Here is an 11,521-nt window from a genome sequence, read left to right on the forward strand (position 1 = left end):
GAGCGCGTTGCTGAATAAATTGGAAGGCTTTATTATCAAAAGTATCCCTTACGGGGAATCCAATAAAATTGTAACGATTTATACGAAAGAAGCAGGAAAAATTACGACGATGGCCAGAGGTGCAAAAAAACCGGCGAGTCGTTTGGCTGCTATTACGCAAACCTTTACTCACGGCTATTTTCTTGTCCGTGCAAGCCGAGGTATGGGGTCGCTTGAACAAGGTGAGCTGATCAGCAGTGTACGTCATATTCGCTCAGATCTAGAGACGACGGCATATGCGGGTTTAATTGTAGAATTACTCGATCGCCTAACGGAAGCAGAGCAGCCGAATGCTAGTATATTCCGTTTGCTTGACGAATCCTTTAATGCGATGGAAGAAGGCTATGATGCAGAAGCAATATCACTGTTTGTTCAGTGGAAAATGTTGCCGGTAGCAGGTATACATCCTATTCTTCACGAATGTGCAAACTGTGGTGCAACTGAAGGAGAATTCGCTTTTTCTTTCCAACAGATCGGTTTTCTCTGTCATCGCTGCTTTAACGTCGATCCGTACATCATTCGTCTGTCACCTACACAGATCAAGTTGATTCGTATGTTTTATAATGTACCCCTTGATCAGATTGGTAAGTTAACGTTGAAAAAAACGACGAAGACCTTTATGGCGAAGCTTATTTCAACGATTTATCAGGAACAAACAGGGATCTTTTTGAAATCTAGAAAATTCATTGAACAACTCGAACGTACACCTGAATTGCAGAAAACGAAAGACCAACCAAAAGAAAGCCCAGAAGAGGAAGGCTGATGCCGACTTCTCCTGGGCTTTTTATGATTAGAATAATAGGTGTTTTTGGATGTATGCTGTAACGTCTGCGATTGGCATACGCTCTTGTTCCATAGAATCACGATGACGAACCGTCACTTGCTGATCTTCTAATGAATCAAAGTCGAATGTGATACAGAATGGCGTTCCGATTTCATCTTGACGACGGTAACGACGTCCGATGGATTGGGAATCATCATATTGTACAGGGAAGTGCTTCGAAAGCTCTGCGTATACTTTTTGTGCATCGTCTGCAAGTTTCTTAGACAATGGAAGTACAGCAGCTTTGATCGGTGCAAGTGCTGGGTGGAAACGAAGTACAGTACGTGTATCACCGTCTTCAAGTTCCTCTGTATCAAATGCGTCACATAGGAATGCCAACGTTACGCGGTCCGCACCAACGGAAGGTTCGATACAGTACGGTACGTATTTTTCATTCGTGATTGGATCTTGGTAGTGGAAATCTTCGCCTGAATATTCCATATGACGCTTCAAATCGAAGTCCGTACGGTTCGCGATTCCCCAAAGCTCTCCCCAACCAAATGGGAATTTGTATTCGATATCCACAGTTCCTTTAGAGTAGTGGGATAGTTCATCTTCATTGTGCTCGCGAAGACGGATATTATCTTTCTTCAAACCAAGATTCAATAACAATCCTTCTGACTGGTCAATCCAGTACTTATACCATTGCTCATCTTCACCAGGCTTACAGAAAAATTCAAGTTCCATTTGTTCGAATTCACGCGTACGGAATGTGAAGTTACCCGGTGTGATTTCATTACGGAAACTTTTCCCTACTTGTGCAATGCCAAAAGGTACTTTCTTTCTCATAGAGCGTTGAACATTTTTGAAGTTCACGAAGATCCCTTGTGCCGTTTCCGGACGAAGGAAGATTTCGTTTGCTGATGAGTCTGTTACACCTTGACTTGTTTTGAACATCAAGTTGAATTGACGGATTTCTGTATAATCCAACGCGCCACATGTAGGACATTTGATTTCATGTTCTTGAATCAAATCGAACATTTTATCAAACGGTAGGCCGTCAACGACCATTTCGATTCCTTTTGCATCCAATGCTTCTTCAATTAATTTATCTGCACGGTGACGGGTATTACATTTTTTACAGTCGATCATCGGATCATTGAAGTTTCCAATATGACCGGATGCTTCCCAAACTTTCGGGTTCATCAGAATAGCGGAATCAAGACCTACGTTATAAGGTGATTCCTGAATGAATTTTTGCCACCAAGCGCGCTTGATGTTATTTTTTAGTTCGACACCTAGTGGACCGTAATCCCAAGTGTTCGCCAAACCACCGTAAATATCAGACCCTGGAAATACAAATCCTCGTTGTTTTGAAAGATTGACTACTTGTTCCATAGATAACATTCTAAACGCCTCCAATTAAAATAAGCACACGTCTCCGGACATAAAATCATGTCCGGGGACGAGTGCATGATAACCCGCGGTTCCACCCCGATTGGTTTTTCAACCCACTTTCACAATGAACATTTCAACTCCCGGCTGCCGTTTTCGTGTAGTTACAGGCTTTCACTATCCCTGTTCGCTCAAAGTTTACACTACTTATTGACCGTTCTTCGTTTACTTCATTCAAAATTAGTTTAGCATGGTTCTCCTTTCTTCGCAATAGCGAGCACATTGATATATAATTAGTAAGTAAATACAACTTTGAAGTCTGAAGGCGGTGACATGTTTGGAATTAAATACACGTCAGAATGAAATCCTCGACATCGTCAAAGGAAATGGTCCGATTACAGGAGAACAAATAGCTGAACGTTTGAATTTGGCGCGCGCTACGATCCGGCCGGATTTAGCGATCTTGACGATGGCTGGTTTTTTGGATGCACGACCTCGTGTAGGATATTTCTATTCTGGCAAGAAGCCTATTAAATCCGTCGCGGATGGCATGGTAGACATGATTGTAGCCAATTATCAATCTAGACCAGTTGTCATCACTGAAAATCTATCTGTATATGACGCGATTTGCCAGCTGTTCTTAGAAGATGTGGGTACACTATTCGTAGTGGATCAGCAGTCGTTATTGACAGGGGTTGTGTCACGCAAAGATTTGCTGAGGACAAGCATCGGAAGAACAGGATTGGAAAAGATTCCTGTTCATGTCATTATGACAAGAATGCCGAATGTTACATATTGCAAAAAGGAAGATACACTTATCTCGGTTGCCAAAAAAATGATGGACAGCCAAATTGATTCATTACCTATAATTCAAGAACGCGATAATGGACTTGAAGTAATGGGGCGAGTGACAAAAACAAATATTACTGCCGCTTTTCTTTCCTTAGTGGAAGATCAAGATGTATGAGGAGTGACTGCATGACAAAATTCACATTATTCATCGTTTCGGATTCTGTCGGAGAAACTGCAGGTCTTGTGACAAAAGCAGCTGCTAGCCAGTTCCGTCATGATTTGGAGACGATTTCGATAAAAAGGTTTTCTTATATAGAGGAGAACTCGCAGTTAGAGGAAATTGTGTTCTTGGCAAAACAACAACAAGCATTGATTGTCTTTACATTGGTTAAAAGTGAAATGAGGGAGCAACTTCATTTACTTTGCGAAGAGTTGAATGTACCTTCAGTGGATCTACTCGGTCCATTGATAGAGACAATAGGTCAGCAGTTGAAACAAGAACCATTTGAAGAACCTGGACTGGTCAGACAGTTGGATGATGTGTATTTCAAAAAAATTGAAGCGATCGAATTTGCGGTTCGTTACGATGATGGAAGAGATACACGAGGTATGTTGGAAGCGGATATCATATTACTAGGTGTTTCACGGACTTCTAAAACGCCATTGTCTCAATTCCTTGCAAATAAAGGGTTTAAAGTAGCAAATGTGCCGCTTGTCCCAGAAGTGGATCCACCGTCAGAACTATTTTCCATTGATCCAATGAAATGTTTTGGTTTGTGTATTTCTGTTGAGCAATTGAATTCAATTCGGAAATCACGTCTAGAAACATTAGGCTTGAAAGATGACGCAAACTATGCGAAAATAACACGTATTCAACAAGAGATAGATTATTTCAATGAAATCACTACACGCATTGGTTGCGACGTCATAGATGTGACAAATCGTGCGGTAGAAGAAACAGCCAATACCATTCTCAAAACACTTTCAGCAAGGAAGGCCAACTGAACAAACCAGTTGGGTCTTCTTTTTTCTGTGCGTCTTCTGTTAGTTCAATATGTCATAAAAAAGGCATGAATGTAGATACTAAAAAAAGTACTAGCGAATGTTGTTGATAAAGAAGGATTTTTGTAAAACGTCTAGAATTTATGTATATAGAGTGGAAATGGTGATAGAATGACAAGAATATCTGATGACACAATTGAGGAAATCCGTTCAGGAACCGACATTGTCGATCTGATCAGTGAATATGTTCAATTAGCGAAAAGAGGGAAGAACTGGTTTGGACTGTGTCCATTTCATGAAGAAGGTAGTCCGTCTTTTTCCGTTTCTGAAGACAAACAATTATTCCATTGTTTTGGTTGCGGAGCAAGCGGTAATGCGATCACGTTCATGATGGATATGGAAAATCGGTCATTCATTGATTCGATCGTCAAACTGGGTAGCCGAATGGGAATGGAATTGGAAAGTTCCCAAACTGACAACCAAGCGTCAAAATCCTCATCTAATCAAAAAATGCTGAAAGCCTACACACTAGCTGCTAATTTTTATAGTCATCTGCTCTTAAACACCATAGAAGGCGAAAAAGCATTAGAATACCTAGAAAAAAGAGGATTTACGCGTGACGAAATAGAACAGTATGAAATAGGATGGTCTCCTGTTCAGTCAGATGCCTTATCTGCCCTGCTCATGAGACAAGGTTTTGATATGAAGGAAATGGAAACGGCTGGCCTTTGTTTTCATAAAGAAGATGGCACAGGTTATTATGACCGCTTTAGAGGAAGAATTATGTTTCCGATCCAGGATGATAATGGCGCAACCATCGCATTCTCCGGCAGAAGGCTGGAGGATTCTTCTTCTGACGCTAAATATATCAATAGTCCGGAAACACCCGTCTTTGAAAAGAGCAAGATTTTGTTTAATTTTCATCGAGCACGTCTTAATGTTCGGAAAACGGGTAAAGTAGTACTATTCGAAGGTTTCATGGACACTATCGCAGCAGATCGTGGTGGGATAGGAAACACAGTAGCTGTCATGGGTACTGCGTTATCTGGACATCATATCGTGAAATTGAAGCGAATGGCGAAAAAAGTAGTCATTTGCTGTGATGGTGATTCAGCTGGTTGGGAGGCTGCCAAACGCTTTGCTGATCATTTAATGGATAGCGGAATGGACGTACTGGTTGCTACATTACCAGATAAAATGGATCCTGATGACTATATTAGTCAACATGGTGCAGAAGTATTTTCAGAAAAAGTGCTTGATCAAGCGTTATCCTATATTTCTTTCGTAGCGGCCTACTATAGAAGAGATAAAAATTTATCCGTTGATCATGATATTAAGCAATATGTACATGAAGTATTTGATGAACTGGCTCACCGTTGTTCTCCAATTGAGAAAGACTTATTGATCCAGCAACTCCACAGTGAAACACATGCTTCAAAAGAATCACTTGGTCAGGAATTCACCAAGTCAATAGCAAAAAAAGCAAAACAATCGCGAGATACAGATCGTGAAGAAAGCCGGCCAGTACAGGTCACGAAAGCTCCGGCGAATCGTGCTGAAACAGACCGTGCCGAACAATTACTTCTTGCGCACCTACTGATGGACGCAGATCTGTTTGAAGAAAAAAGGCTGGAACTTCAAGATTTATTTGTCAGAGAAGATGTCATCAAAATCTTCTTTAAGTTGGCAGCGTTTTATGAACAATATGATTTGCCAAACTATCAGCGGTTTGCAGAAACGTTAGAAGATCGGCAACTGAAGAAAGTCGTCATGGAAGCCATCTTGACTGAACGTTCACAGGAGCATACCACACAAGAAGTAAATGACTGTATTCGTCATTTAAAACGAAATCAAATTAAACGCCTAATTGATCAAAAACGACATGATTCAAAAGAAGCAGAAAAAAGAAACGACTTACTAAAAGCAATGGAGTTGGCTTCGGAAGTAATCCAGCTGGTGAGATCATTAAAGGTTCTGTAAGGAGGTATAGTCACTATGACAAAAGAAGAACAAACGGGTGAAGTAGAATTGACCCTAGAAGAAGCAAAAGCGGCTATTATTGAAGCGGGTAAAAAGACGGGTGAACTAACTCTAGAGGATGTAACGGAAAAATTAGCATCTTTTGAAATGGAACCTGAGCAATTCGAAGAGTTTCTTGATCAGATAGAAGCGCAAGAAATCGAAATGGATAGAAAAGAAGAAGCTGATCCCAAAGCTGAAAAAGAAGAACAATTCGATTTAAATGACTTAAGTGTACCGCCAGGTGTCAGAATCAACGATCCAGTCCGTATGTATTTAAAGGAAATCGGCCGTGTGGATTTATTGACAGGTAAAGAAGAGGTAGACTTGGCGATTCGTATTATCGATGGCTTGGCAGCTGAAGCGGAGCTCGAAGAAACAGGGAAAATGACGCCTAAAATAGATGCAGATATTATTCGTGGTGAAAATGCCAAAAAGAAATTGGCAGAAGCGAATTTACGTCTAGTTGTCAGTATCGCGAAGCGTTATGTCGGTCGTGGTATGCTGTTCTTAGACTTGATTCAAGAAGGAAATATGGGTCTTATTAAAGCCGTAGAGAAATTCGACCATACAAAAGGCTTTAAATTCAGTACGTATGCCACTTGGTGGATCCGTCAGGCGATTACACGCGCGATTGCGGATCAGGCACGTACGATCCGTATTCCTGTGCATATGGTAGAAACAATCAACAAATTGATTCGCGTCCAGCGTCAATTGCTCCAAGATCTAGGACGAGAACCTTCTCCTGAAGAAATTGGAGAAGAAATGGACTTGACACCGGAAAAAGTGCGAGAAATTTTGAAGATTGCTCAAGAGCCTGTTTCATTGGAAACACCAATCGGTGAAGAAGATGATTCCCACTTAGGAGATTTCATCGAAGACTCAGAAGCGCAGTCTCCTTCAGATCATGCTGCTTATGAATTATTGAAGGAACAGCTTGAAGATGTCCTAGATACATTAACTGATCGTGAAGAAAACGTACTACGTCTTCGTTTTGGTCTAGATGACGGACGCACGCGAACACTCGAGGAAGTGGGCAAAGTATTCGGTGTAACACGTGAACGTATTCGCCAAATCGAAGCAAAAGCACTTAGAAAGTTACGCCACCCATCACGTAGCAAGCGACTGAAAGACTTCTTAGAATAATAGGTGCATCGGCTTGATATAGCCGATGCTTTTTATTCTGTATCAAAAAAAAGAAGATTGATACTATTGGAGGAGAAAGGATGGCTATAGATAAGAAACAGATCATCATTTCTGAAATCCGGTATTGGAAAACAAATAAACTTCTTCCTGAACATTATTGTGATTTCCTCATTACATTATATGCACAAGGTGAAGATCCGGATGAAGTGGCAGAGAAAGAGTCTTCCACACTTCAAATCGAACGCAGAAAGTTGCGGTCTAAACAAATCTTGATGTTGCTCATTAGTTTATTGCTTGCAAGTGTTGTGTCTGTTGCAATGTTCGTATTGACGGAATATCCAACTGCTACCTTGGTCGTTGCAGCAGTATTGGCTTTAATTTTCCTATTACTCGTTTCAGGAAAAACCTTCACAAAGAAAGGTTTTGCGCCTTTCCTCTACATATCGATGGCATTTCTTTTATTGATGATGTCATTGAAGATTTGGACTGCATTTTTTGATGGAGATACGACAGTATTGATTGGTCTACTTGTTTTGAATTGCGGTTTGTGGTTATTCACGGGAAGAGTATTAAAGTTACTCTATTTTACGATTTCAGGTTCACTTGGTTTATTGACAGTAGTCGCATTTTTACTATTATCGATATAATTATCAAGAATCGGACGGAATGCAATGAATGTATTGCTAATTTCCGTCCTTTTTCTATATACTGTTATGTAAGGGCTTACAAGTTTTCGGAAATAGAGTAGTATATGTGAAGAGAGGATGATCCTAATGAATTTTGATTTAACTCAAGAACAGCAAATGGTGAAGAAATTGATGAGAGATTTCGCGAACGAGGAAGTAGCACCAGGTGCAGTGGATAGGGATCGCTCTGGAGAATTTCCAGTAGAGATTTTTAAAAAGCTATCAGAAATGGGCATGATGGGTTTGCCATTTCCCGAGAAATATGGTGGCGGTGGAGCCGATACAATCAGTTTTGCTATTGTCACTGAAGAATTAAGCCGTGCTTGTGCATCGACGGGCATTACGTATTCCGCGCATATTTCACTTGGCGGAGCACCGCTAAATCTATTTGGAACGGAAGAGCAAAAAGAGAAGTATTTAACGCCGATCTGTACAGGAGAATCATTTGGTGCGTTCGGTCTGACAGAGCCAAATGCAGGTTCCGATGCAGGTGGTACAGAGACATCTGCAGTGCTAGCTGATGGGAAGTATACGATCAATGGATCCAAAGTGTATATAACAAATGCTAGCTACGCAAAGCACTTGGCATTGACTGCTGTGACGGGTCGTACGGATGGCAAGAAAGAGATCAGCGCCATTATCGTACCAACGGATTCCAAAGGCTTTAAAATTATAGACAACTATGAAAAGATGGGCTTGCACGCTTCCAACACAACTGAATTATTGCTTGAAGACGTTGTAGTGCCTGAAGAGAATCTACTTGGTGAAAGCGGTAAAGGATTCCAGCAGTTTCTCGTAACACTCGACGGTGGCCGTATTGGAATTGGCGCTATGGCAGTAGGGATTGCACAGGCAGCTTATGAGCGAGCCTTAACATATTCAAAGGAACGTAAACAATTCGGTAAAACGTTATCTTCATTCCAGATTACACAGTTCAAGTTGGCTGATATGGCAATGAAGATCGAACTTGCACGGACGATGGTGTATAAAGCAGCATGGCTGAAAGATCAAGGAAGAAAGTTCACGAAAGAAGCTTCCATGTGTAAATTATATGCTTCTGAAATCGCTATGGAAGTGGCCAATGAAGCGATCCAAATCCACGGTGGCTATGGTTATATGCGTGAATATGAAGTCGAACGTTACTTACGTGATGCCAAGCTTCTGGAAATTGGAGAAGGCACTTCAGAAGTACAACGGATGGTCATTGCGAGACAACTAGGTTGCTGACCTGCGAATTATGGCGATTCTGTCACAAAAGACGAAAAGTCGCCCAATAACACTTTCAGTTTTCTTATAGATACAGTACAATGTTAAGTGTATACTGTATCTTTTACAGAATAGATTCTGATGAAGGAGGGTAATCCAATGAATAAAAATCCTGTTGTACCATTTCTTTTGATTTTCGCACTTGGAATTGGACTTGTTTTCTTCATGTCACTTTATGGTCTGGATCAGAAAAAAGAAATTGCTGGAGCTAACGAAGAAGGCACTGAGCAAGGAACTGAAGAAGAAAGTGCAAACACTGGCGAATTTGACGCAGAAGCTGTTGCTCAGCAGAAGTGTATCAGTTGTCACGGTGATGGCTTAACTGGCGGAATGGGGCCAGCTCTAAATAGCTCACTTGACGCTGACGAAGTACATGATGCAATCAAAAACGGTGTTGCTGGAACTGCAATGCCGGCTGGACTTGTTCCAGATGAAAACATAGATGAAATGGTTGATTACATTTTATCATTAGACTGATTGTCTACTTAATTTAAAGAGCCAGTAAACCAGAGTAACTCTTGGTTTACTGGCTCTTTTGCATTGCATGAAAAGTGTACCGATTATACAATAGATAAGAATGAAAGGCGGGGGACTATGAATACCAACCAATTATCGGAACGGCTGTCGATGGTAGCCAGTTTTGTTCCGAAAGATACTGTACTTGCGGATATCGGTAGCGATCATGCCTATCTACCGTGTTATTTAATGAATACAGGTAAAATTCATCGAGCCATTGCAGGAGAAGTGGTGAAAGGTCCTTTTGAAGCCGCTACGCGCAATGTAGCTCTAAATGGCTTTACGGACCGAATTGAAGTTCGACTGGCAAATGGCTTGCAAGCGATAAAAGAAATCGACCACGTTGAAACTGTGACAATTGCAGGAATGGGAGGGACTTTAATTACTTCGATCCTAGAAGCGGGCAAGGATCGTTTAACGCATGTACAACGAATCATCGTACAGCCCAATCTACATGCCATTGCAATTCGAGAATGGGCAGTGAAGAATGGATTTTGTATTGTCGACGAAGAAATTTTACTTGAAGATAGTAAAATCTATGAAGTACTCGTACTCGAAAGAGGAGCAGCTGAATACTCAAAAGCAGATTTACTTGTCGGCCCTGTATTACGTCACAAACGATCTAACGTATTCCAAGCAAAGTGGGAGCGGGAATTGCAAGAATGGGAGCGAGTCATAAAAGCCCTAGAAAAAGCAGAGCAAACGCAAGAAATCAAGCAGAAAAGAGTAAACGTGCAAGAAAATATCGAATTAGTCAGGAAGGTGCTAGCACATGAAGAAAAGTAATGGACACCAGATCATTGAACTATTTGAAAAGTGGTCACCGAAAAGACTCGCTTTTGAAGGAGATCCAATCGGACTGCATATCGGTCAATTGAATCGTCCAGTAGATAAAGTTCTCGTTACACTTGATGTCAATGAACAAGTGATTGATGAAGCTATCGAAAAAGGTGCAACTTTAGTGATTGCACACCATCCTCCGTTGTTCCGTCCCGTGAAATCCATTCTGACGGATACCCCTCAAGGAAAAATGATTGAGAAGTGTATTAAGCATGATATCGCGGTCTACGCTGCACATACGAATCTGGACATTGCAGAAGGCGGGGTCAATGATATGTTAGCGGAACGTCTCGGTATACAAGAGACGGAGCCGATTGATATTACGGACTCTGAACATTTGATTAAATTGGCGGTATTTTGTCCGTTAGCAGATGCTGATGCACTACGTCAGAAATTAGCTAGTGCAGGCGCGGGTGCTATCGGTGATTATCAGGCATGCAGTTTTAGTTCACAAGGTACCGGACGTTTCACACCGGTTGATGGTGCAAATCCAACAATAGGACACGTGGGAGAGCCAACGTTAGTGGATGAGGAACGAATTGAAGTCGTTTTCCCAGAAAGTCAGCAAGCGAAGGTTGTCAAATCCATGTTTGCAGCACATCCATACGAGGAACCTGCATTTGATATAGTCAAATTGGAGCAGAAAACAAATGAGCAAGGGATTGGTCGTATCGGACGAATCGCAAAAGAGATGACGTTGAAAGAGTTTGCTCAACATGTAAAAGAATCATTCGGTGTTCCTGCTTTACGCTTCGTCGGTGATCCAGACTCGAAAATTCGTAAAGTGGCGGTCCTTGGCGGTGATGGAAATAAATATATCGCAGCGGCGAAGAGGAAGGGAGCGGATGTATTGGTAACAGGTGATATGTATTATCACGTAGCGCAAGATGCACAAGCTCTCAATCTAGCGGTTGTAGATCCGGGTCATAATATCGAAAAAATTATGATTGCCGGTGTGGCGAAACAAATGGCAAGCTTCTGTGAAGAAAATAAATTGGCGGTTGAATTCATTGAATCTAACATCTTAACAGAACCTTTTCAATTCCTATATTAAATA

At 41.3% G+C, this 11,521-nt stretch carries 11 protein-coding genes; 10 read left to right on the forward strand and 1 reads right to left on the reverse strand.

All coding sequences use genetic code 11. The features are described 5' to 3' along the window. Positions 1-7 precede the first annotated feature (7 nt). Positions 8-802 carry a DNA repair protein RecO gene (gene recO / locus Q7P97_RS14390; RefSeq protein ID WP_303970127.1) on the forward strand — a complete coding sequence of 265 codons (795 nt, stop codon included), beginning with the start codon at positions 8-10 and terminating at the stop codon, positions 800-802. Positions 803-829: 27 nt separating this feature from the next. Here the strand turns inward: recO and Q7P97_RS14395 are convergent, their stop codons facing one another. Then, positions 830-2,209, reverse strand: coding sequence for a glycine--tRNA ligase (locus Q7P97_RS14395; RefSeq protein ID WP_085428927.1), 1,380 nt, complete (start codon positions 2,207-2,209; stop codon positions 830-832). 316 nt (positions 2,210-2,525) lie between these two features. On the opposite strand from Q7P97_RS14395, the gene ccpN reads away from it, so the two are divergent. The 9 genes from ccpN to Q7P97_RS14440 all read left to right on the forward strand — a co-directional run bounded on the left by ccpN (position 2,526) and on the right by Q7P97_RS14440 (position 11,518). Further along, on the forward strand, positions 2,526-3,164 hold the full coding sequence (ccpN, locus tag Q7P97_RS14400) for a transcriptional regulator CcpN (protein ID WP_303970129.1): 639 nt from the start codon (positions 2,526-2,528) through the stop codon (positions 3,162-3,164). A gap of 11 nt (positions 3,165-3,175) precedes the next feature. Further along, positions 3,176-3,994, forward strand: coding sequence for a pyruvate, water dikinase regulatory protein (locus Q7P97_RS14405; protein ID WP_303970131.1), 819 nt, complete (start codon positions 3,176-3,178; stop codon positions 3,992-3,994). Between the two features lie 168 nt (positions 3,995-4,162). Further along, complete coding sequence (gene dnaG, locus Q7P97_RS14410; RefSeq protein ID WP_303970133.1) at positions 4,163-5,971, forward strand: DNA primase; 1,809 nt, start codon at positions 4,163-4,165, stop codon at positions 5,969-5,971. A gap of 15 nt (positions 5,972-5,986) precedes the next feature. Further along, complete coding sequence (rpoD, locus tag Q7P97_RS14415) at positions 5,987-7,156, forward strand: RNA polymerase sigma factor RpoD (protein ID WP_085426033.1); 1,170 nt, start codon at positions 5,987-5,989, stop codon at positions 7,154-7,156. 80 nt (positions 7,157-7,236) lie between these two features. Beyond that, the gene (locus tag Q7P97_RS14420; protein WP_303970136.1) at positions 7,237-7,803 is read left to right on the forward strand and encodes a hypothetical protein; all 567 of its coding nucleotides are present in this window, start codon (positions 7,237-7,239) and stop codon (positions 7,801-7,803) included. A 126-nt stretch (positions 7,804-7,929) separates the two neighbouring features. After that, positions 7,930-9,069 carry an acyl-CoA dehydrogenase family protein gene (locus Q7P97_RS14425; protein ID WP_303970138.1) on the forward strand — a complete coding sequence of 380 codons (1,140 nt, stop codon included), beginning with the start codon at positions 7,930-7,932 and terminating at the stop codon, positions 9,067-9,069. A 138-nt stretch (positions 9,070-9,207) separates the two neighbouring features. Next, positions 9,208-9,585 carry a cytochrome c550 gene (gene cccA / locus Q7P97_RS14430; RefSeq protein WP_198166190.1) on the forward strand — a complete coding sequence of 126 codons (378 nt, stop codon included), beginning with the start codon at positions 9,208-9,210 and terminating at the stop codon, positions 9,583-9,585. 117 nt (positions 9,586-9,702) lie between these two features. Continuing rightward, positions 9,703-10,410, forward strand: a complete 708-nt coding sequence (locus tag Q7P97_RS14435) for a tRNA (adenine(22)-N(1))-methyltransferase (protein ID WP_303970141.1) — start codon at positions 9,703-9,705, stop codon at positions 10,408-10,410. Then, positions 10,397-11,518 (forward strand): Nif3-like dinuclear metal center hexameric protein, encoded by a 1,122-nt coding sequence (locus Q7P97_RS14440; RefSeq protein ID WP_303970143.1) that lies wholly within the window; start codon positions 10,397-10,399, stop codon positions 11,516-11,518. The genes Q7P97_RS14435 and Q7P97_RS14440 overlap by 14 nt, the downstream gene beginning before the upstream one ends. Positions 11,519-11,521 lie beyond the last annotated feature (3 nt).

It is taken from the genome of Sporosarcina ureae (assembly GCF_029267015.1).
Classification (GTDB): Bacteria; Bacillota; Bacilli; order Bacillales_A; family Planococcaceae; genus Sporosarcina; species Sporosarcina ureae_D.

Excerpts from the sequence above, each read along its gene's own strand:
- Q7P97_RS14425 (WP_303970138.1), top strand. The coding sequence starts at position 7,930 with ATGAATTTTGATTTAACTCAAGAACAGCAAATGGTGAAGAAATTGATG.
- dnaG (WP_303970133.1), top strand. The coding sequence starts at position 4,163 with ATGACAAGAATATCTGATGACACAATTGAGGAAATCCGTTCAGGAACC.
- Q7P97_RS14420 (WP_303970136.1), top strand. The coding sequence starts at position 7,237 with ATGGCTATAGATAAGAAACAGATCATCATTTCTGAAATCCGGTATTGG.
- Q7P97_RS14440 (WP_303970143.1), top strand. The coding sequence starts at position 10,397 with ATGAAGAAAAGTAATGGACACCAGATCATTGAACTATTTGAAAAGTGG.
- Q7P97_RS14435 (WP_303970141.1), top strand. The coding sequence starts at position 9,703 with ATGAATACCAACCAATTATCGGAACGGCTGTCGATGGTAGCCAGTTTT.
- cccA (WP_198166190.1), top strand. The coding sequence starts at position 9,208 with ATGAATAAAAATCCTGTTGTACCATTTCTTTTGATTTTCGCACTTGGA.
- rpoD (WP_085426033.1), top strand. The coding sequence starts at position 5,987 with ATGACAAAAGAAGAACAAACGGGTGAAGTAGAATTGACCCTAGAAGAA.
- Q7P97_RS14395 (WP_085428927.1), bottom strand. The coding sequence starts at position 2,209 with ATGTTATCTATGGAACAAGTAGTCAATCTTTCAAAACAACGAGGATTT.
- Q7P97_RS14405 (WP_303970131.1), top strand. The coding sequence starts at position 3,176 with ATGACAAAATTCACATTATTCATCGTTTCGGATTCTGTCGGAGAAACT.